Raw genomic sequence first — 23217 nt, 5'->3', positions numbered from 1 at the left:
GTACGCATTAGCGGAAGGACGGCCGCCGTCCAAGAACCACCGTCAGCCCCGCATCAGGTCACCTCTGCCCACCTGGGCGAGCAGTGGTGGTTCCGACTCCCCTTCGTAGCCGAGATGTAGCTCACGCCGAGCACGGGTCGCGAGAACGTAGTACGTCATGCGCAGGGCCGCCGAAGTGGGATCCACGGCCGCGTCCGTGTGGGTGTCCGGAATGACGACGGTGTCGAAGCCCAAGCCCTTGGCGCTGGCCCGGTGGACGATGACGATGCCCGGGCGGCCGAGGTCGAGATTTCGATACTGGCCTCCCTTGGCGTCCGACGTGTACAGCTGGGGCTTCAGCCGCGGCGCCCGACGCGACAGACTGCCCAGCAGGGAGAACTGGGTGTGCTTGGAGTTGACTATCACGCCGATGGTTTCTCCGGGGTGCCGCTCGGTGAGCAGCGCAAGCAGATCGGCCGCACCCCGCTCGGGGAACCGGTGCAGCCGCGGTGGCGGGCCCTGCCGGTCGGGCAGGACCGGCGCACCGGCCCTCGTACGGAAATGAACGGCGAAGGAAGCGATCTGTTCCGTGTTGCGGTGATTCCCGTCGAGGGCGTGGCGGGCGCACTGGCCGAGCCTTCCGGCGATCTCGTCGAGTGTGGAGTGCGTGTCGGTGAGGCGCTGGCATTCGTCCGCGAAGACCGTGAGGCTGGCACCGAGCATCCGGCAGAGCCGGTAGAACTCGGGCGGCAGGTCTTGCCCCTCGTCGACGACCAGAGTGAGGCCTGGCACCTGGCCGGTGTCGGCCGCCCGTTCGAACAGTGCGCTCCAGTCAAACCACCCGTCCGCGGTGCTCGGAGCCTTGCCGCCGTACCACTGGGCGAGCCAGGCGTGTGCCGTCGTGACCCGCACGCGCCGGTCGGCGGAGGCCAGGCCGTGGACCGTCCCAGCCAGCGACTGCCGGAGAAGGTTGGAACGGGTGAGCAGTGCGACCGGGGTACCGGTGAGGCTGAGCATGACGGCACGTTGAGCTGCCAGGATGCTCTTGCCGCTGCCTGGTGGTCCGCTGACCAGGTGGTTGCCGTCGAAGGGAAGGCCATCCAGACTGGCCCGCTGGTCGGGGGTCAGGTCGAGGTAGGTGAGGTTCATGACTCCTCCAACGCGTCAGCTGCGGCGGCTCGTGCGGTGGTGACGATCGGCTCCAGGAAGCCGGGCACGTGCTCACCGCCGACGACGAGGGTCCGGTCCAGGAGGGTGTTTCCGGTCTCACAGCTGGTCTCCGGCAGCAGCGCGCATGCGTGGCATGCCGCGCGGTTGAGGTTGCCGAAGCCCTGGCCCGTGTGTTCGGAGCACAGCGGGTCGGCCGAACACCAGGCGGCGGCCTCCGTCATGCGCAGCAGTGTCTCCGCGAGACGTGGCGGCTCGCCCTGGCGCACGAGTCCGCCGAGCGTGCCCTCGGCGTCCCCGGCCGCGGTGTAGACGAGGATGCCGTACTGGTCCTGCTCAGGGCGGGCGTAGACGCGTTCGCGCAGGCTCGCTGTGGTGTATCCGGAGTCGAAGGACAGCTGACGGATCAGCAGGTGGGCGAGCGTGTGGAGGAGGACGAATCGAGGGGTGAGTTCCGGGCCGGTGAGGGCTTCCAGGCGATCCCGTTGGAAGGAACGGTCCAGGTCGGCCCGCATACCGCTGACGCGCTTGCGTACGCCCCCGTCCGTCTCCCAGGTGGCGAGGCCGGCCCGGTCCAGGGTGAGGAAGATGCCTTCGCCGAACACCTCAACCGCCGGCAGCCACTTGAGCCGGCGGGCGGTGTCGGCCGGTACGACGGTCGCGTCCGGGGAAACCCTCGTGAAGCCGGACAGGGCGCGCACCTCGCGGAGCCGGTCGGCGAGGACGATCCTGCCGAAACGGCGGCCGAGCGTGGCCCACGGGTCGACGCTCTCACCCGCCAGGCCGAGGGTGGTCTCCCGCAATGCGAAGTCCCGGGTGGCCGGCGGAGTGGGCGCGGTGAAGGCGGCCCATTCCTCACGGCTGAGGTCGGGGCGGGCCGGTCCGGTCTGCGGATCGGACGACGCCGCGCCGGGAGAGGGTTGGGCCTCCCCCGTCTCCTCCGCGATCAGCGCGTCCAAGAGGGCGTCGTCGGCACCCGTGTCCTCCCGGATCATCGTGCGGAACGCGGCGGCCCGTGGTGTCGCGGCCACCCGGCACAGGGGGATCCACAGGTCGTGCTCCCGGACCTTTGCCACGACAGCCTCGTCACCGTGAGCCGCCGGTGCATCGGTCTCGGGGATGTCGAGGGCCGAGTGCACGATCGGGTAGTACAGGTTGCCGGCCGTGCGCTGCACGATCTGTACCGGCCGTGCGCATTCCACCCGCTCGTTCGCCCGCTGCCACGGGTTCCGTCCCGAGCAGCGCATACCGTGTGTGCCCAGGATGTCGAGCAGGTCCCGGGAAGCGCCGCAGCCCTTGGCGGTGCAGGACACGGAGAGCGCCTCGAGGCCGGAGGCCCGCTCCGAGACCAGGAAGCGCAACCTGTCCCGCTCCTCGCAGCGCCGCCGTTCACCGGGATCGCGCCGCGAGTGGGCCCAGAACCACCAGTCGACGTCGCTGAGGTGCCCGGCTTGGCAGATCTGCACGAACCGCATGGGCGCCAGCGTCCGGGCCGGTGAGCAGGACGGGCAGCGCGGTGGCTGACCGGGCTTCTCGTCTGCGATCCGCCAGCGCTTCATCCGCCTGCAGGAGCCGCAGAACAACCAGGACGGGAAGCGGATGTACGGCGCCCCCGGTGCGTCGGGGACGTCGAAACGGTCGTTCGCTGTCGCCGGGGCGGCGTAGAACCCGGTGACGCCCAGCCGTGAGGCGAGACGGCCGGATTCGACCCGCTGCCTGCCCCTGGACGGCCAGTCTCCGATACCGGTGGCGGCGAAGGACTCGCCCTGGATGTCGAAGACGGCTCCCACGCCGAACGGCACCACCGTCTGCGACTGGCGTACCCGCAGTGTGCGGCTCACAGGTCCGCTCCCTTCACCGTCACCTGGCACTCCCGGTCCACGTTGCGCATGGAGTTCGGTGTCTCCCAGAGGCCGTAGTTCTGCTCGAAGCTCTTGATCAGGTTGGACTGGCCCTTGCCCTGGCTGCGGTAGTACAGCTCTCGGCCGTCCTTGCGGGCCTGCCGTGCCGCGTCCTCCCAGTCGGCGATCAGGCCCGCCAGTTCCCCCGGCACTGCGTCGCCGACGCCGGGTTCGGCGGCCACGGCGCGCGCGGCCAGCTCCTCCGCCAGCGCTTCCACCTCGGGGATGCGATCCAGGACCAGCCCGGCCTGGTTCTCGGCGGCGAGCCCGAGCCGGTGCCGGACGAGGACGACCAGCGCGGCGTGCAGGGCCCGCCGTCGGGAGGGCACCGACCAGGGAGTGACACTGGTGGGCTCCACGTGCCGGTACAACGACCGGTGGTACACGTCGAAGGTTTCGTAATGCGACCGGTCCCTGGGCCGGGTCGCGTTGAAGAACGTCACGACGAGTCCGGGCACACTGTGCCTGCCCACCCGGCTGGTGGCCTGGATGTATTCGGCGGTCGTCTTGGGCTGCCCCTGCATCAGCATCAGCGCGAGCCTCTTGACGTCCACGCCGACGGACAGCATGTTCGTGCAGGGCAGGAACGCCACCGACTGCGGGTCGTCCCAGTCCTTTTCCAACCGGTCCAGCAGCACGGGCTGTTCGGCGCGTGGAAGGTTGCTCGTCAGTTCCTGCACCTGGTTGTCCGGCAGTGCCCGTACGCCGTTGCCCGTGTCCAGTCCGGCGAGCTGGGCGGGAATGTCGTCGGCCGCGGCCGTGACCGTGCGGCCGAGCTCCCGCAGGCTGTGGTGGTAGGCGACCAGTGTCCAGTAGGCGTCCCGGTGTTCCCGCGGCAGCTCCCAGGCTCCCTGCAGAAGGGCGGCGGCGGTGGCCACGGCGGCCCGGCCGGCCGTGTGCCCCTGGGCCATGACACCGAGGTAGCGGCGTCCGGGCCGGGAAGTGTCGGGCTCGGCGAAGTAGGAGTGGCGGGCGTCCAGGCCGGCCGGCGGGAAGAGCTGGACGCTGCCGCCGTACAGTGCACGGACCTGCTCCCCGGAGCGGCGGATCGTCGCTGTGGACGCCACGACCTTGGGGCCGGTGCCGTCGGGCCCGGCGCACAGCCCGAGGACCGCCGACTCGTACAGTCCGACGGTCGTGCCGAGCGGGCCGGTGAGCAGGTGCAGCTCGTCCTGGATGACGAGCGAAGGAGGCATGGTTCCCCCGCCGGTCCCGCTCCCCGCTCCGAACAGCCTGCCGGCGCGCGGCTCCCAGGCGAGCCGGGCGAACTTGTCCACGGTCCCGAGGACGAACGTCGGCGGCCGGTCGTAGAGGTGCTCGTCCACGACGGCGACGGGGAGTTCGTCGTGGAAGACGCATTCACGCCTCGGGCAGAAGAAGGCGAAGGAGTCCGCCGTGGCGCGTACCCCGTAGTCGCGCGCATCCGGTGACTTGTGTGCGGGCAGGATGCGCGTGCCGCACCAGGGGCAGCGATCGAGGATGAAGACGTCGTCGGGCTGGGCGGCCTGGCGCGCGTTCTCGTAGGCGGTGCGGGCCTTGTCGTAGGTGTTCGGGGTGGTGGTCTCGCCCACCCATAGGCCGATGGAGAACGGCTCGGTTCCGTACACGGCCGGGTCCGCGCGACGCAGAGTCTCCAAGGCGCACACGGTGGTGGCGGCGCGCTGGAACTGCTGGGTGGTGAGCAGGCTGAGGGTGTACCGGCTGAGTACGGCCGTTCCCCCGCCGTCCGGTTCCCGCCGTCGCAGCACCATGGCGAAGGCGGCCAGCAGCAGATACGCCTCGGTCTTGCCACCGCCGGTCGGGAACCAGATCAGGTCCGTCACGGCCCGGTCCGGGTGCCGCGGGTCGGCCGTGCCGTCGACGGCGAGCAGGAAGAACGCCAGCTGGAAGGGGCGCCAGGTGGCCCCCTGGTGCGGCTCCGGATCCGGCGGCACGGCCTCCCGGGGGGAGCGTCGGCTGCCCGCGAGATCGGCCGCGGAATGGCGCATCTGCAAGGCCATCGCGCGGTTGGCGGCGCGAAACGCGTGCAGCAGTTCGGGGCGACTCGGGTCGCACAGAGTGCGGACCCCCGACTCGATGCGGGTGACGGCCGCGCCGATGCGGCCGAGAACCCGGGCGGCGGCCGCGCGCCCCCACCCGGGAATCTTCTCGTTCAGCTGCCCGACGTACCAGGCCCGGTAATGCGCCGCGAACTCGGCCAGTTCCTCGCGCAGTTGCTCCACCGGTACGGCGGGATCGGCGAGGTGCAGCAGATCGAGCACCGGCGAACCGCTGAGCCCCGCAGCCCGTACGCCGGTGACCTCGGCCTCCGGCATGACGGCCGCGCTCAGCTCGGTCACCTGGTCCCCGGCGTCGTCGTGCCGTTCCGCGACCGCGCACCCGTGGCCGACGGCGTGGGTGCGGACGTGCCGGTACTGCAGGCGGAGTTCCTGCTCCTCAGTGTCGCGGCTGGCCAGCCGGATGCTGGGGTACTGGAGCACCCTGCCGTCCACGGGCCGGGCCCGGAGCTCCACCTGGAACAACATCCGGTCCCAGTGGGCGGACTTGCCGAGTTCGGGCTCGTGGCGGGCCGCGTTGACCAGAGCGACGGTGATGAGCCTGCCGGTGCCGAACGCCCGGTGCCGGACGCGAAGCTCGGCCCGCCCGTCCAGGACCGTGACCTGATCTCGATCGGGGGCGAGCTGGTGCGTCTCGGCCGGCAGGGGGATCCGCTGCCAGCTCCGGCCCCGCTCGCTCGTCCCGGCCCGGGTTTCGTAGCGTGCGGCGGAGCAGTCGATCTCCACGGTGTCCGCGTCGGTGTAGAAGCTGAAGCCGAGAGAGGAGGGCAACCAGGAGTTGGACTCGGGAACGGGATCGGTGGCGGGCGCGGTTTCCTCGGCCCGGCTCTCCGTACCGGCACCGTCCAGCTCTTCGGCGGCCGCGTCCAACTGACGCTGGAGGTCGGCCTCCTGCGGATACAGGGTGCCCATGAGGTACTGCCGGTCGGGCGGGGCGTCGAGCGTTTCATGTTCGCCCTCGGCCGGGCCGACGAGCTGTCGCCGGAGGTAGGAGACGAGTTCCTGTCGGGGATCCATGGTGTTCCTGGTGGTGTTCGGGTCCGTGAGGCGCGCGGACGGGGGGGTGTGGTGGCCGACGCGGCTCAGGAGCGTCGCCAGCGGTCGCGGATCGAGGTACGACTCGAGGCCTCTTCCTGCTCTGCGGCCAGCTGCCCCTGTACGTGGCTGAGTTGTGCCTGCAGGTCAGTGAGTTGCGCCTGCAGATCGGTGATGCGCAGCCAAGCACTGTGCTCGCTCTGGGCGATCCGCTGCGCCGCATGCTGCTCGGCCTCTCCGGCGTGCCGGCGGGCCGCCTCGACGAACAGGTCCCGCTGGGCGACGGCCGCCTCGGCCTCCCGCAGTCGCGCCTCGGCCTCGGCGACACGCAGTTGGGCACCCTGGCGGTACTCCTCGCGCGCCGACTGCGCGGCCCGCTGACGCTCCTCGGCGGCTGCCCGGTCGTCCCTCAACCGTGACTCCAGCTCTCTGATCCGGGCCTCGGCACCCTCGCGGTACTCGGCGAGTCCCTGTTCCAGCTCGCGTGTCCGCTGCTCACCCCGTGCCGAACCTCGGGCCGTCTCCTCCGCGACTTCGGCCCTGCGCAGCAACACCTCGTGCGCCTCGCGTTGCTGGGCTTCCAGCTCCGCCACGCGCTCCTCGGCCAGGCGCCGCACATACGCCTCACGGCGTTCCCGTGCCCGGTCCGCCCGGAGCAGCAGCTGCTCTTCGAGCGCGTCGAGCTGCCGCTCGGCCTCCGCCCGGACGGCCGCGACGCGCTCGTCGGCGGCACTCCGCACTTCGCTCAGGTGACGCTGGTGTTCTCTTGCGAGGGACGCGAGATCGGCCTCGTACCGAGCGCGGGCGTCGGCATCGGCATCGGCATCGGCATCGGCATCGGCGAGTGACGCCTCGGAAGCATCGACCGGCGACGGTCCGGCCGGAACCGACTCGGCCGGAACGGACGCGGCAGGAGGCGCTGCTCGATGTTCCGCGACAAACTCCTGTAGGGCCACACCGACGGCGAGTCGCGACTCGGCCACTACCAGCGGCTCTGAGGCCAGGTACGCCCGGGGAGTCGCCCCGTCCAGAGCAGCAGCCGGCCGCTCGAAGAAGTGCTCGGGCCGCAGCCTCGCGTCCTTGACGGCGTCGAGAACCGTCTTGACGACTTCGAGCGCCTCCACCACGGGCCGGTCGAGCGTCCCCCGCTGCCGCGCCGACCGCACTACGGCATCCCCCACGGACGGTCCGAGCAGTACGGTCAGTTGCAGATGTCCAAGAGCCAGCAGCGCATACTCGGCTAGCCAGGACACTCCCCCGCCCATGGGCGACTGCGTCAGTGTCAGGGCCTTGTTCCAGTCGGCGGTGGCCTGCGGTGCCGCACCAGAGGCTTCGCTGGTTCTCGTCTGCTCCTGCACCTCCGCCTCCTGCGGACCGGCCGGCACCGAAGCCAGAAACTCCCGCAGGCTGTCCCGCACGGCCAGCCGCGACTCGCGGTTCACCAGAGGCCTGGTCGCGAGGTAACTGCGGGGCGTCCCCCCGACAAGGGCTTCGGCAGGGCAGTCGAAGAAGTCCTCCGGGCGCCGTCCCGCCGCCACCAGGGCGTCAAGTACACGACGCAGCACCTCCAGTGCGGTCAGCACCGGACGCGGAAGACTCTCCTCCGGGGCCTGCCGCAGCACCAGGTCGGCAGCCGACTGCCCCACCAGTACGGCCAAGCCGTCGTCGCCCAGGGCCGCCCGTACGTATCCGGCGAGCCACGAGACCTGGTCGACGGGTGCTTCCGCCATCCGGCAGGCACGCTCCCAATCGGCCACGACCACGTTCGTGGCCCCGGCGTCAGCCGCCTCGCCAACGTCCGCGCCCGCCTCGTCAACCACCTCGTTCCGGATGCTGACCTCCTCGACGGCACTTGGCGCGTCTCCGGTCTCCGCCCCCTCCCTCGCCACGGGAGTCTGCACCGAAGCCGCAGCCCCCTGTTCGTTCTCCGGCAGCTGCTCCTGCTCCGCGGTGGCCCTGGCGAGGCGCTCCGCCCTGGCCTTGCGGAGGGCGAGGCGAGCCCGGGCGGCCCGGGCCGCGTGGGTGGCACGGGCGTACCGCACCGTCCTCCTGGCCTCGGCCGCCCGCTCCGCCGCAAGCTCGGCCTCCTCACACGCAGCGTCCAGACCGACGAGGCCCGCCGCGCGCACTCGCTCTCGCAGCACAGGCCGCGCCTTGCCCTCGATCTGCCGGATGCGCTCCCGGGTGACGCCGAACTCGCGCCCGAGATCGTCCAGGGTCGACGGCGCGTCCCCATCAAGCCCGAGCCGCCGCACGAGGATCCGCGCCTCCCGCTCGGTGAAGGTGTCCACCACATCCAGAACGGCTTCGACGAACAGAGCACCAATCACCTGCTGGTCGACCGACGGCAGGAGATGCGTCCGGGCCACGAGGTCCCCCAGCGTCGCACCGTCTCCGATGACGCGGTCGAGGGAGTCGGTGCGACGGGTGAGGCGGCGAATCTCCTCCACCTTCTGCAGGGTCATGTCGCACCGCACCGCGACGTCCCCGGCGCTCGCGTACCGCCCCTCGGCGGCCAGGCCGCGCTCGGCCTTGGCCACTTTGCGCATCTGTTCGTGCATGTGCACGGGAATCCGGATCAACGCGCCCTCGTCCGCGATGGCCCGGGTGATGGCCTGCCGGATCCACCAGGTGGCGTAGGTGGAAAACTTGTTTCCCATGGTCGGGTCGAACTTCCGCGTGGCCCTCATCAACCCGAGTACTCCGTGCTGCACCAGGTCGTCGTGGTCGAGGCCCTGGTTCAGATGGGGGCGTACCAGGGAATGCACAAGCCGCAGATTGTGAAGGACCAGACAGTCGCGTGCCCGGACTCGAACGTCGCCGCGCGGTAGCGCCTTGAGCTCATCCTCGCCGGGTTCCTGTGCGATCCTTTCCGCCCCGCCCCGCACAAGTGCGGTCAGCCCCACTTCGGCCTCGGCACTCAGTAGCCGCCTGTGCGGACTGCGTTCGAACCGGTCGGTTTCCAGCACAGCCCGGGCGGCCGCCACTGCGCCGACGAGGTCGCCCATCGGCACGACGGCGGCGGTCTTGTCGGCCGTAGACGCCGCTGAGGCCTCCAGGGGCTCTTCGGACAACCGGGCATCCCCCTCCGCGTCAGCGTCCGCAGCAGGTCGCACACTCGCCCCTGCCCGCAGCTCCGCGGCCTCTCGGGTATCAAGCCCTGCCAGTCGCACCACGCCCTCGACGACCTGGGGCGACAAGTATCCGGCGTCGTCCTCGTATCGGGTGAGCAGTGCCTGAACGAGCAGAACACGCGCAGACACATTTTCTTCACGATCGCCTACAACCTTTTCACGGCTAGGCGAGTCGACCTCCACGTGCATATGCATTTCCCTCACCGGGAGGCCCATCCGGGCCAACTCGGCCCGCAGTCGCGCTCGCTCGCCGTCGCTCAAGCCGAGCATGCGCGCACCCTGAGTGAACTCACCCTCCGGCACCACACCGTCGACCGCGACACGGCGCAGCCGCTTCAGCAACTCGCTCAGCACGGCCGTCGACACGGGCACGCCGGACCCCCTGACCATGTGATGCCTCACGATCTCCACCGTCAACCCCTGGACGCAAGCCAGCTTAGTTCTACCCCGTTGACAATATCAACGTGTTCACGACTCTCATCTTGTGTACAGTTCACTCGCCGCGTCACCTGAAACGACGTCAGCGAAGCGCGAAGTGTCGAGGGGCACGTCGTTTCTCGAACGGGACGGCGAGGCCAAACAAGAGGGGACGGCCATGGGCCACGAGCTGATCGACGGCAGATTCCGCACCGGGCAGGTCATTGGCAAGGGCAACATGGGGGAGGTTCACCGGGCCGAGGATCTCCAGGCGCCGGAGGGCGGCCCCGGGCGCTCGGTCGCCGTGAAGACGATCCTGCGCCGCCGCACGGGTGCCCTGATCGACACCGCATCGGACACGAAGGCGGTGGAGCGCTTCGCGCGCGAGGTCCGCATCATGCGCCGGCTCGAGCACCCGAACGTCACAAAACTCATCGCGGGTGGAGTCGCCGGGGGCGACGGACTGCCGTACCTGGTAATGGAGTTCCTCGACGGCGAGACGCTGCGCGACCTCATCGAGGAGGAACATCAGCTGCCCCTGTCGTGGGCGGCCGCGATCGGCGCGCAGATCGCCGACGGTCTTGCCGCTGCCCACGCTGCCGACGTGGTGCACCGCGACCTGAAGCCCGCGAACTTGATGCTGACCCGTGGCGGAACCGTCAAGGTCCTCGACTTCGGCATGGGCCGCATCGTCGACGACCCGGACGAGGCTCGGCTGACCAGCACCGGCGTCAGCGTCGGCACCGCCCGCTACATGGCACCGGAGCAGTTCGAGGCCCGCCAGGTCACCCAGGCCGCCGACCTGTACGCGCTCGGCTGCGTGCTGTACGAGATGCTCATCGGCGTACCGCCCTTCGTCAGCGAGTCCCCGTTCGAGCTTGCCCGCAAGCACCTCGAGACCGAGCCGACTCCCCTCGGCGTCATCCGTACGGAAATCCCTTCCGAGCTGATCCGCCTCGTCGGCCGGCTGCTGGCGAAGGACCCGGCGGACCGTCCCGCGACCGCGGCCGAAGTACGTGACGCCCTGCACCCGCTGGCCCTGCGGGACGGCGACACTCCACAACTCCGCCACTGGAGCGCTCTCGACCCGATACGACCGCTGGCCGCCACCGCCGCCCGCGCCGCCGTCGCCCCGTCCACGCCTGCCCCGCGGCCCGCGCCGGTCAGCGCATCCGGCACGGCGATGGACGTCTTCGGCGTGCACCGCTCCCTCATCAAGGACTATCGCGACTTCACCGAGGGCGGCACCGTCATCCGGGACGACCGCGTCGCGGCCTTCGTGGAGAAGGATCTCGACGACAAGTCACAGTGGCCGGACCCGTGGCTGTCCCTCAACCCGTTCTTCCAGAACGGCGGCACCGTTGCCGAACTCGTCGGCGACCAGGTCATCCACTCGGAGTGCGCCCGTATCTTCCAGGTCGGCAAGACGGAGGGCGGCACGGTCCCGGACGGCCGGCCGCTCACGCTCCACCGCCACCAGCGCGAGGCCATCGACGCCGCCGCGCTCGGCGCTTCGTACGTGCTGACCACGGGCACCGGCTCCGGCAAGTCGCTGTCGTACATCGTCCCGATCGTGAACCGGGTACTGCACGAGCGCGACGCCGAAGGCCCGAAGGCCGTCAAGCGAGTGCGCGCCGTCATCGTGTATCCGATGAATGCGCTGGCGAACAGTCAGCTCAAGGAGCTGGAGAAGTACCTGCGCGACGGCTACGGCCAGGGCCACGAGCCGGTCACCTTCGCCCGCTACACGGGCCAGGAGGATGACGCGAGGCGCCGGGAGATCCGGGACAACCCGCCGGACATCCTGCTCACCAACTACGTGATGCTGGAGCTGATGCTGACCCGGCCCGCCGACCGGGCCAGCCTCATCAAGATGGCCAAGGGCCTGGAGTTCCTGCTCTTCGACGAGCTGCACACCTACCGGGGCCGGCAGGGCGCCGACGTGGCCCTGCTGATCCGGCGCGTCCGCGAGGCCTGCCAGGCGCCCGGCGTGCAGTGCATCGGCACCTCGGCCACCATGTCGACCGAGGGCACCGTCGAGGACCAGAAGAAGGTCGTCGCCGACATGGCGAGCAGGCTGTTCGGCACAACGGTCAGCCCGGAGCACGTCATCGGTGAGACCCTGGTCCGCGCCACCGACGATGCGCCCGACGGCGTCCCCGCCGAGCGCCTGACCTCACCGTCCGCGCCGCGTGCGTACGCCGACCTGGTGCGCGACCCGCTGGCCCGCTGGATCGAGACCCGCTTCGGTCTGGCCACGGACGAGGTGACAGGCCGCCTGATGCGCCGGCGGCCGACCACACTGGACGCGGCGGCTTCCGAGCTGTCGGAGCAGTCGGGTGTCTCCAAGGAGGAGTGTGCCAAGGCCGTCGAGGCGACCCTGGAGGCCGGCTCGCAGGCCCGGCACCCGGTCACCGACCGGCCGCTGTTCGCCTTCCGGCTGCACCAGTTCCTCTCCAAGGGCGACACCGTCTACGTCACGCTGGAGGACAAGCTCTCCCGCCACCTGACCCGTTCCTACCAGCTGGAGCAGCCGGGCAGCGGCGGCAAGGTGCTGATGCCGCTGGCCTTCTGCCGGGAGTGCGGCCAGGAGTACCTGACCGTCTGGCGCGACGATAAGGACGGCGAGGTCCGCTACGAGGCCCGCAGGGACACCTCGGCGACCGGCGGACGCCAGGGCGACGGCTACCTCTTCATCGACCAGGAGCGGGCCTGGCCGTCCAGCGTCCAGTACGCCGTCGACGACCGCCGCCTGCCGGAGTCCTGGCTGGAACTGGACGACAGGGGCCAAGAGGTTCTCAAGAAGACGTACCGCGACCGAGTGCCGCGCGCCGTCACAGTGGACCCGCTCGGCTACGAGGGCCGGGGTGAGCTGCAAGCCGCGTTCATTCCGTCACCGTTCCTGTTCTGTCTGCACTGCGGTGTGGCCTACGAGCAGACGCGCGGCCGGGACTTCGCCAAGCTCGCGACGCTGGACCAGGAGGGTCGTTCCTCGGCGACCTCCCTCATCTCCGCCTCCGTGGTGCGGTCGCTGAAGTCGGTGCCGGAGGAGGCCCTGGACAAGGAGGCGCGCAAGCTTCTGACCTTCGTCGACAACCGCCAGGACGCTTCCCTCCAGGCCGGTCACTTCAACGACTTCGTGCAGATCACTCAGCTGCGTGGAGCCCTCTTCCGGGCGGCGCTGGACGCGGGTGAGGACGGCGTCACCCACGAAGAGCTGGCCTCGGCGGTGACGAACGCTCTAGCGATCCGCCCCGTGGACTACACCGGCGACGCCGACCAGCCCCCGACACTCGCCAAGGCCGCGGCCAAGACACTGCGCGACGTGGTCGCGTTCCGGCTGTACCTCGACCTGGAACGCGGCTGGCGCATCACCATGCCGAACCTGGAGCAGACGGGCCTGCTGGAGATCGACTACGCGGACCTCCGCTGGGTCGCGGAGAGGCAGGACCGCTGGGTGCACACCCACACGGCACTGCGGGACGCCGACCCGGCCCTGCGGGCGGAGATCACCAAGGCGCTGCTGAACGAGATGCGCCGCTCCCTCGCCATCGACGTGGCCTACTTCCGCGACGACTTCGACGCGTTGCAGCGGGCCAGCGAGGAACGGCTGGTGGACCCGTGGGTGCTGTCGGCCTCCGACCGGCCGAACGTCGGCACCGCCTACCCGCACCCGTCGACGGGCCGGGGACTGAACCGCTCCGGCCTGTTCCTCTCCGCCCGCGGCAAGTTCGGCAAGTACCTCAGGCGCGCCGACCCCTCGTTCAAGAACCTTTCCCCCGAGGACCTGCAACTCGTCATCGCCGAACTGCTCAAGGTGCTCGCCGCGAACGGCCTGGTGAAGGAGGTGTCCGAGGCCCCGCAGCGGGCGGGCGGCCGCTACCGCCGGCCCACCGCGGAGGCCCGGACCGGATACCGGGTGGCGGCCCAGTCGCTGGTCTGGCGGGCCGGCAAGGGCGAGACGGGCGCACACGACCCGCTGACGCGGACCTACCCCAGCGGTGACGGCCCGCGGGTGAACACGTTCTTCCGCGAGCTGTACACGGAGGCGGCGAGCGCGCTGTCCGGCTTGTTCGCGCGCGAACACACGGCCCAGGTCGCGCCAGAGGAGCGGGAGCGGCGCGAGGAGGCGTTCCGCAAGGCGGAGCTGAAGCTGCTGTACTGCTCCCCCACCATGGAGCTGGGCGTCGACATCTCCTCCCTCAACGCGGTGATGATGCGCAACGTCCCGCCCACTCCGGCCAACTACGCCCAACGTTCCGGCCGTGCGGGCCGCAGCGGCCAGCCGGCGTTGGTGACGACGTACTGCGCGACGGGCAACAGCCACGACCAGTACTACTTCCGCCGCTCGGAGCGGATGGTGGCGGGCGCGGTGGCCCCGCCCCGTCTGGACCTCGCCAACGAGGACCTGGTCCTCTCGCACCTGCAGGGCATATGGATCGCGGAGGCCGGACTGAAGCTGGGCCGCGCGATACCCGAGATCCTGGACGTGTCGTACCCGGACACGGGCGACCGCCCGAACCCCGCGCTGGGCCTGCTGCCCGACATCCTCGACGCCTCCCTGGACAAGAGCGCGCAGGACCGCACCGTAGACGCGGCGCTGCGGGTGCTCGGACCGCTGCTGCCTGGATTCGCCGCCGACACGACGTGGTGGCACGACGACTGGATCCAGGACCGGGTCCGCACGGTGCCCCAGCGTTTCGACCAGGCCTTCGACCGGTGGCGTCAGCTGTTCCGCGCCGCGCTCGACGACCAGTACATCCAGAACAGGCGGCGCCTGGACTACAGCCTCACGGAGCTCGACCGCAACCGGGCCAACGCCCGCCGCCGCGAGGCCGAAACCCAGCTCAACCTGCTGATGAACGAGAGCGTCGACAGCAAGTCGGTGCTGTCGGACTTCAACCCCTACCGCTACCTCGCCTCCGAGGGCTTCCTGCCCGGCTACAGCTTCCCCCGCCTGCCGCTGGCCGCGTACATCCCGACGGTCGGCCGACGCCGCGGCGAGGGCGACTACCTCCAGCGCCCCCGGTTCCTGGCCATCCGCGAGTTCGGTCCCGGTGCGCTCATCTACCACGAGGGCGCCCGCTACCAGGTGACCCGCATCCAGCTCCCGCCGGACTCCTCCGGCGACCTGGCCACCAGCGAGGCCCGCCGCTGCGCGCACTGCGGCTACCACCACGACCCGGCCGAACGCCAGGACCGCTGCCAGATGTGCGACGAGCCCCTCAGCGCGGCGACCCACGGCCTGCTCCAGCTGCACACCGTGTACACCACGCGCCGGGAGCGGATCTCCTCCGACGAGGAGGAGCGCCGCCGGGCCGGCTACCGCATGGAGACGTCGTACCGCTTCCAGGACCACGGCACCCGCAAGGGCCGCCTCAACGCGTCCGTGACCGACAGCGCGGACGCCCCACTGGCCGACCTGGCGTACGGCGACTCGGCGACCGTACGGATCACCAACCTCGGCCGAGTGCGCGCCAAGAAGGACGAGCCGGCGGGCTACTGGCTCGACCTCGCCGACGGCCGCTGGATGAACGACAAGGACGCCGCCGAGGCCTCCGGTGACTCCAGCGAGCTGCCGATGGTCGAGGAGGACGGCAAGGAACGGCGCCGCAGGAAGCGCGTCATCCCGTACGTGGAGGACCGCCGCAACATCCTCGTCCTCACCCTCGACGAAGCCCTGCCCGAGCCGGAGGCCCTGTCCCTGATGTACGCGTTGGAGCGGGGCATCGAGGCCGCGTTCGAGCTGGAGGACGCCGAGCTCTCCAGCGAGTTGCTGCCGCCGGACGGCGGACCACGGGGCCGATTCCTGTTCATGGAGGCCGCCGAGGGTGGCGCGGGCGTACTCCGCCGCCTCCAGGCGCAGCCGGACGCGCTGGCCAAGGCGGTCCGGTACGCCCTGTCGATCTGCCACTTCGACGAGAACGGCACCGACCTGGGCGGCCCGCACCCGGACCGCCCGTGCGCGCTCGGCTGCTACGAGTGTCTGCTGACCTACGGCAATCAGCTCGACCACGCCCAGATCAACCGCCACGCCGCCCGGTACCTGTTGGTGCGTTTCGCGTCGGCGAAGGCAGAGCGTGAGGCACGCGGTGAGTCGCGGTCGGAGCAGTTCCGCCGCCTGCTCGACCAGACCCCGGCGGCTGCGACCGCGGTGGAGGCGTCGGCCGCCACCGAACTCGCCGCCCAAGGCGACTTCCTGGGCTGGGCGAAGGCGCGCGGCCTGAGCCTGCCGGACGAGGTGGCGCCGTTCCTCACCGAGGCGAACGCCCGGCCCGATTTCGTGTACCGGCTGCCCGGCGGAAACGTAGCCGTCTTCGTGGACACCGCCGGCCAAGAACAGGACACCCTGCGCGACGAGGAAGCCGAGGACCGTCTCTTCAACGCCAGTTGGGACGTCGTCCGCTTCGCCCTCGACGCCGACTGGGACGCGATCGCCGCCGCGAACACCCGCTACTTCGGCACTTCTGCCGCCAACTGATCACCTTCACCAAAGGACTTGACGACACACATGGCACTCACGTATTCTGCCGGCTCCCTGGTGAAGGCCCGCGGCCGTGAATGGGTAGTACTCCCCGAAAGCAAGCCCGACCTGCTCGTGCTGCGCCCCCTGGGCGGCTCGGACGACGACGTCGCCGCGGTCTTCCCGGTGTTCGAGACGGTCGAGGAGGCCCGTTTCGCCGCCCCCGAACCGGGCGACCTCGGCGACCAGCGGGCCGCAGGCCTGCTGCGCACCGCCCTGCGAGTCGGTTTCCGCTCAGGCGCGGGACCGTTCCGCTCGCTGGCCGGCATCGCGGTGGAACCCCGTGCGTACCAACTGGTCCCGCTGCTGATGGCCCTGCGTCAGAAGACAGTCCGAATGCTGATCTCCGACGACGTCGGCATCGGCAAGACCGTCGAGTCGGGCCTGATCGCGAGCGAACTGCTCGCGCAGGGCGAGGCGACGGGCCTCGCAGTGCTGTGCTCCCCCGCGCTGGCGGAGCAGTGGCAGGGGGAGCTGCGCAGCAAGTTCGGCATCGACGCGGAACTGGTCCTGTCGTCGACGGTCACCCGTCTTGAACGGGGGCTCGACCTGGGCCAGTCCCTCTTCGACCGCTACCCGCACGTCATCGTGTCCACGGACTTCATCAAGTCCACCCGCCACCGCGACGACTTCGTCCGGCACTGTCCCGATCTGGTGATCGTCGACGAGGCCCACACCTGCGTGGCCGCCGACGACACCAAAACCGGCACGCAGAACCAACTGCGCTACGAGCTGCTGCGCCGGGTCGCCGATGACGCGGACCGGCATCTGCTCCTCGTGACGGCGACCCCGCACAGCGGCAAGGAGTCCGCGTTCCGCAACCTGCTGGGCCTGGTCAAGCCCGAGCTGGCCTCCGTGGACCTGGAGTCGGAGGCGGGCAGGAAGCTCCTGGCCCAGCACTTCGTGGCCCGCAAGCGCGCGGACGTCCGCCGGTACCTCACCAAGGCGGACGGTCTGACCGACGACTCGCTCGCGGAGCGCACCGCGTTCCCCTCTGATCGCTTCTTCAAGGACGAGACGTACAAGCTGTCCCCGGAGTACCGGGCCCTGCTGGACGACGCGATCGCGTACGCGAGTGAGCGTGTGGAGGAGGCGGACGGCCGGGGCCGCCGCGAGGCCCGTATCGCCTGGTGGTCGGCGATCGCCCTACTGCGCTCGCTGGTGTCCTCGCCGAGGGCGGCGTCGCAGACCCTGCGGACGCGGTCGGCTGCGGCGGTCGCGGCGTCGGCGGAGGAGGCCGACAAGCTCGGCGCCCCGCTCAACAGCGACGCGGCGGACAGCGACTCGATGGAGGGCATGGACGTAGCACCGGGCGCAGAGACCGCGGAGGACGACACGCGCTCGCGGCTGGCGGAGCTCGCCGACCGGGCGGCGGAGCTGGAGGGCCCGGCGCAGGACCTCAAGCTGAAGGCCCTGATCAAGCACCTCAAGTCGCTGCTGGCCGACGGTTACCACCCGATCGTCTTCTGCCGCTACATCCCCACGGCCAAGTACCTCGCCGAGCAGCTCGCGAACGACCCGGCGACCAGGAAACGCGGCCCGCTCGGCGCGAAGACAGTGGTCAAGGCGGTCACGGGCGAACTCTCGCCCCAGCAGCGCATCGACAACATCGAGGCGCTGGCGGCGGAGGCCGGCGAGGACGCCGCCGCACGCCGGGTGCTGATCGCCACGGACTGCCTGTCGGAGGGCGTGAACCTCCAGCACCACTTCGACGCGGTGATCCACTACGACCTGGCCTGGAACCCGACCCGCCACGACCAGCGCGAGGGCCGTGTCGACCGCTACGGCCAGAAGCGGGACGAGGTCCGCGTCATCACCCTGTACGGCGACGACAACGGCATCGACGGCAAGGTCCTCGAAGTCCTCATCAAGAAGCACCGCCAGATCAAGAAGGACCTGGGCATCTCGGTGTCGGTCCCGGACGAGCTGTCGACGGGCGTGACGGACGCGATCGTCGAGTGGCTGCTCATGCGCGGCCGTGAGGACGACGGCGCGCTGTTCGGCGCGGACGCGTTCAAGGTGAGCACGGCGAAGCTGGACAGCGACTGGAACTCGGCGGCGGAGCGCGAGACGGCCTCCCGTTCCCGGTTCGCGCAGCGCTCGATCCACCCGGAGGAGGTGGCCCGCGAGGTCGCGGCTGTCCGGGAGGCGCTGGGCGGTACGGGAGAGGTGGAGACGTTCGTCCGCGAGTCCCTGGGCGCTCTCGGCGCGGTGCTGCGGGGTGCCGGTGAGACGTCGTCGGACTTCACGGCACAGGTGGGCGGCACACCGGCGGGCCTGAGGGACGCTCTGGCCACTGCTGTGGGCGCGGAGGTGATCGAGGGGGACCGTCCGATCGCGTTCCGGAAAGATCCGGCCGTGACGCGGGGCGAGGTCGCGCTGGTACGCACGGACCCGGTGGTGGGCGCATTGGCGTCCCATATCCTGAACTCTGCCCTGGACATCGAGGCGGACGGTGCACGCCCGGCACGCCGCTGTGGTGTGGTGACGACGGACGCGGTGTCGACCAGCACGACACTGCTGCTGGTCCGCTACCGCTTCCACCTGACCCTGCCGTCGCGGAGCGGCGAAAAGCAGCTGGTGGCGGAGGACGCGCGGCTTCTCGCCTTCGAGGGGTCCCCGAAGAACGCGGTGTGGCTGTCGCAGGAGCGCGCGGCAGCGCTGCTGGACGTGACAGCGTCCGGAAACACGGACCCGCACTTCGGCGAACGCATGATGAGGCGCATCCTCGGCCAACTCCCCGAGTCGACCGGCCACCTGGAGTCGTACGGAGACGAACTGGCCGCCGAGCTGGACTCCTCGCACCGCCGGGTACGCCAGGCCTCCGGCGAGATCGTCCGCGGCCTGTCGGTGACGGCCCAGAAGCCGGCCGACGTGCTGGGCGCGTACCTCTACCTCCCCGCCAACCCCGCTGCTGCGTCTGGAGCGTCCGCCTGATGTCCGCCACGACCCGCCACCAGGTGTTCACCGCCGTCCACACGGTCGGCGGCCTGCTGCCGTCCGACATGCTGCTGCGCATCTCCGAGGGCAAGGACGTCCCGGGCTCGAAGCCCGCGGACTACGGCCTGCCGTCGTCCCGTTCTGTCCGCGACGAGGCAGAACGCAGCTGGGAGTACCTGAAGCCGCTCTGGCGCGACCTGCGCAAGCACCTCCCCGAGGACCGGGAGATGGGCCTGCCGGCCACCGACCCCACGGGCCGTGCGGTCGCCGACTGGCTGGCCCCGCTGTGGCAGGAGCTGGGCTTCGGCCGCCTGACGCCGATCAGCACGGAGGGCGTCGCGGCCAACTCGGACACGGAGAAGCACTTCCAGGTCTCGCACCGCTGGCAGCACGCGCTCATGCACCAGACCCCGTGGAACGCCAACCTGGACAAGCGTCCCGGTGGCGCGGGCACGGTGCCACCGCAGTCGATGCTCCAGGAGTGCCTGAACCGCACCGAGGCCCATCTGTGGGGGTTGCTGACGAACGGCCGTCAGGTGCGCCTGCTGCGCGACTCCAGCGCGCTGGCGACAGCGTCGTACGTCGAGTTCGACCTGGAGGCGATCTTCGACGGCGAACTGTTCAGCGAGTTCGTCCTGCTGTACCGACTGCTGCACGTGTCCCGCTTCGAGGTCGCGGAGAACGCGGCACCCTCGACGTGCTGGCTGGAGAAGTGGCGCACGGAGGCGATCGCGCAGGGGACGCGAGCGCTGGACCAGCTCCGGAAGGGCGTCCAGCGGGCGATCACGACCCTGGGCACGGGCTTCCTGAAGCACCCGGACAACCGCGAGCTGCGCGAGACCGTAGACGTCAAGACCTTCCACTACGGGCTCCTGCGCATGGTCTACCGCCTGCTGTTCCTGTTCGTCGCGGAGGACCGGGAGGTCCTGCTGTCCCCGTCGGCGGACGACACGGCGAAGGAGCGCTACGCGACGTACTTCTCGTCGGCCCGCCTGCGCCGGCACGCCCAGCGCCGCCGGGGCACGGCACACGGTGACCTGTACCGGACGCTGCGCTTCGTGTTGTCGGGCCTGGGGAATGACGAGGGCTTGGAGGAGCTCGGCCTGCCCGGCCTCGGCGGTATCTTCGACGACACGGAGGCGGACAAGGTCCTGCACACCCTGTCTCTGTCGAACGAGCCCTTGCTGGAGGCGGTACGGGCGCTGTCGATCGTGCGGGACACCAACAGCAAGCGCAACCGGGTGGTCGACTACCGCCACTTGGACGCGGAGGAGCTGGGCTCCATCTACGAGTCCCTGCTGGAGCTGGTCCCGCAGCACGACGCGACGGAGCGCACCTTTGAGCTGATCGAGCTGGCGGGCAACGCGAGGAAGACCACGGGCTCGTACTACACCCCATCCTCGCTGATCGAGTGCCTGCTGGACTCGGCGCTGGACCCGGTGATCGACGACGCGGTGAAGCGGGGGGAGATCCGGGCGACGCGCTCGGGCGAGCCGGACGCCCGCGATGCGATCGAGCGCGAACTGCTTTCGCTGACGGTCTGCGACCCGGCCTGCGGCTCGGGCCATTTCCTGGTGGCCGCGGCACGGCGCATCGCAAAGCGGCTGGCTGCGGTTCGGGAGCGGAACCCGGAGCCGACCATCGACGCGGTGCGACACGCGCTGCACGAGGTGGTCGCGCGGTGCATCTACGGGGTCGACCTCAACCCGATGGCGGTCGAGCTGGCCAAGGTGTCCCTGTGGCTGGAGGCGTTGGAGCCCGGCAAGCCGCTGGGCTTCCTGGACGCCCACATTAAGCACGGCAACGCACTGATCGGGGCCACGCCGGCAATGCTGACCAAGGGCATCCCGGACGACGCCTTCAAGCCGATCGAGGGCGATGACAAGAGGGTGGCGTCCGCCATCAAGAAGCGGAACGCGGCGGAGCGCGGCGGACAGCTGAGCTTCCACACGGAGGAGCGTATCTGGGTCTCCAACGCGGCCTTCGCGGCGGGCTTGCGCGAGATCACCGCCGCCTCGGCAGACACGCTGCGCGACGTCCGTCTCCAGTCGAGCCGCTTCCGCGACCTGGAGCAGTCCGCCGATTATCTCCGCGCCCTGCACATCGGCGACGCCTGGTGCGCGGCTTTCGTCTGGCCCAAGGTCCAGGGCGCACCTACCCCGGTCACGGAAGGGGTCTTCCGGGATCTGCAGAGCGCGGGCGCGGGCATTCCGGTGAGCACGAACGAGGAGATCATCCGGCTGGCTCACCAGTATAGGTTCTTCCACTGGCACCTGGAATTCCCGGAGGTCTTCATGGTCTCAGAGACTGCGGACGGCGACGTTGATCCGTCCGTGGGGTGGGCTGACGGGTTTTCTTGTGTGCTGGGCAACCCTCCATGGGAACGCATCAAGATCCAGGAACAGGAGTTCTTCGCGCAACGTGATACGGCAATCGCAACCGCGAGGAACGCCGCCGCACGCAAGAAGCTGATCGCCGGGCTGAAGGGGGACTCGAACGGCCATGCATTGTATGCTGAATTCGGAGCGGCCAGACGTAAGGCTGAGGGCGAAAGCCACTTCATGCGCAACGGCGGCCGGTACCCATTCACGGGACGGGGAGATATCAACACATACTCCGTCTTCACCGAGAGTGGCCGCTCACTGCTCGACACGGCAGGGCGCTTCGGTCTGATCGTCCCAACGGGAATTGTTAGCGACGCAACGACGGCGCCGTTCATTCGGGATGTCATTCACTCGAAACAACTTGTGGCCGTCTTCGGTTTCCGGAACAACCGTGGGCTCTTCAAGAATGTGGGTCACGGAGACGTCAGGTTCTGTCTGCTCATTGCGAGCGGCCGCATCGGCGGAAGCAAGTCGACAAAGTTCGCCTTCGACCTAGGATTGCCTAGCGAACTAGACGAAGCCGGTCGCACTTTCCATCTCTCACCAGAGGAGATTGCGCTGGTCAACCCCAACACAGGAAGCTGTCCAGTCTTCAAAAAGAGTCGAGATGCCGAGATAACACTCGGCATCTACAGGCGCGCACCCGTCCTCATGAGAGAACCCGATGCCAGCGGACAGGGCGGCAGCAACCCCTGGAGCCTTTCTTTCATGAGGATGTTCGACATGGCCAACGACTCACATCTCTTCCGTACCCGCGAAGACCTGGAAGGCGAGGGCTGGCAACTGAGGGGAAATGTCTTCACACGGGATGATGCACAGATGGTCCCGCTGTACGAAGCGAAAATGCTTCACCATTACGATCACCGGTTCGGCGACTACCGTGAACGTTCCGCCGACCGTGTGGACTCGGTACTGCCGCGGACCACTCCCGAAGCCAAGCAGGATGCACAGTTAGCAGTGCTGCCCCGTTACTGGGTTCCAGCGTCGAATGTGGCAGCCAAGCTGACCCAAAGAGGATGGACATACAACTGGCTTCTCGGGTGGCGTGACATCTGCCGCGCTACCGATGAGCGAACTGCGATCAGCACGGTGGCGCCCCTGGCTGCCATAGGACACACCTATCCGCTCATATTCCCGAAATCCCCTCAGGATTGCGTACTACTCAACTCGCAGCTGTCGTCTTTCGTCCTCGACTATGTGGCCCGCCAGAAAATTGGCGGAACACATCTCACATACGGCTACATCATGCAGCTTCCCGCACTTCCTCCTGACCAGCTTTCCCACCATAGAGACTTCATCACTCCCCGCGCTCTAGGACTCATATACACCACTTATGACATAAGCTCCTTCGCCAAGAACCTAGCTGATACAGGCGGACCATTCCAATGGAATGACGAGCGTCGTGCAATCATCCGGGCGGAGTTGGACGCGTTGTTCTTCCACCTTTTTGGAGTCCAGCGTGATGATGTGGACTACGTCATGGAGACGTTCCCCATTGTGAAGCAGAAGGACGTCTCCACATACGGCACCTACCGCACCAAAGAACTAATCCTCGCCGAGTACGACCGCATGGCCGCAGCCGGCGTCAGCCTGGAGAACCCGTTGGTGGACGGCGAGAACTACACCTCCACCCTGACCCCGCCCCCGGACCACGGCCCTCGACACCCCGCCCGCTGAAAG

7 protein-coding genes are annotated in these 23217 nt (G+C 69.4%); 3 read left to right on the top strand and 4 right to left on the bottom strand.

All coding sequences use genetic code 11. The annotated features are described in order from the left end of the window. Positions 1–42 precede the first annotated feature (42 nt). From ACFC1X_RS02620 to ACFC1X_RS02605, 4 genes are all read right to left on the bottom strand, one after another. A complete protein-coding gene (locus tag ACFC1X_RS02620) occupies positions 43–1128 on the bottom strand; it encodes a DNA helicase (protein ID WP_376348103.1) in 1086 nt (361 codons plus the stop codon). After that, a complete protein-coding gene (gene drmB / locus ACFC1X_RS02615; RefSeq protein WP_376348101.1) occupies positions 1125–2987 on the bottom strand; it encodes a DrmB family protein in 1863 nt (620 codons plus the stop codon). The genes ACFC1X_RS02620 and drmB overlap by 4 nt, the downstream gene beginning before the upstream one ends. Then, positions 2984–6121 carry a helicase-related protein gene (locus tag ACFC1X_RS02610; protein WP_376348099.1) on the bottom strand — a complete coding sequence of 1046 codons (3138 nt, stop codon included), beginning with the start codon at positions 6119–6121 and terminating at the stop codon, positions 2984–2986. The genes drmB and ACFC1X_RS02610 overlap by 4 nt, the downstream gene beginning before the upstream one ends. Before the next feature lie 65 nt (positions 6122–6186). Then, positions 6187–9684 (bottom strand): sigma-70 family RNA polymerase sigma factor, encoded by a 3498-nt coding sequence (locus ACFC1X_RS02605; protein ID WP_376348526.1) that lies wholly within the window; start codon positions 9682–9684, stop codon positions 6187–6189. Between the two features lie 184 nt (positions 9685–9868). On the opposite strand from ACFC1X_RS02605, the gene ACFC1X_RS02600 reads away from it, so the two are divergent. The 3 genes from ACFC1X_RS02600 to ACFC1X_RS02590 are packed head-to-tail and all read left to right on the top strand — an operon-like array spanning position 9869 to position 23214. After that, complete coding sequence (locus ACFC1X_RS02600; protein ID WP_376348098.1) at positions 9869–16171, top strand: protein kinase; 6303 nt, start codon at positions 9869–9871, stop codon at positions 16169–16171. A gap of 30 nt (positions 16172–16201) precedes the next feature. Continuing rightward, entirely contained in the window at positions 16202–19150 is a 2949-nt protein-coding gene (locus tag ACFC1X_RS02595; protein WP_376348096.1) for a helicase-related protein, read from the top strand. Beyond that, the gene (locus ACFC1X_RS02590; RefSeq protein ID WP_376348094.1) at positions 19150–23214 is read left to right on the top strand and encodes an Eco57I restriction-modification methylase domain-containing protein; all 4065 of its coding nucleotides are present in this window, start codon (positions 19150–19152) and stop codon (positions 23212–23214) included. The genes ACFC1X_RS02595 and ACFC1X_RS02590 overlap by 1 nt, the downstream gene beginning before the upstream one ends. Positions 23215–23217: the final 3 nt, after the last annotated feature.

The organism is Streptomyces sp. NPDC056128 (assembly GCF_042263835.1).
Classification (GTDB): domain Bacteria; phylum Actinomycetota; class Actinomycetes; order Streptomycetales; family Streptomycetaceae; genus Streptomyces.
The sequence above is the reverse complement of the archived record's forward strand: the minus strand, read 5'-3'. Positions and strand labels throughout refer to the sequence as shown.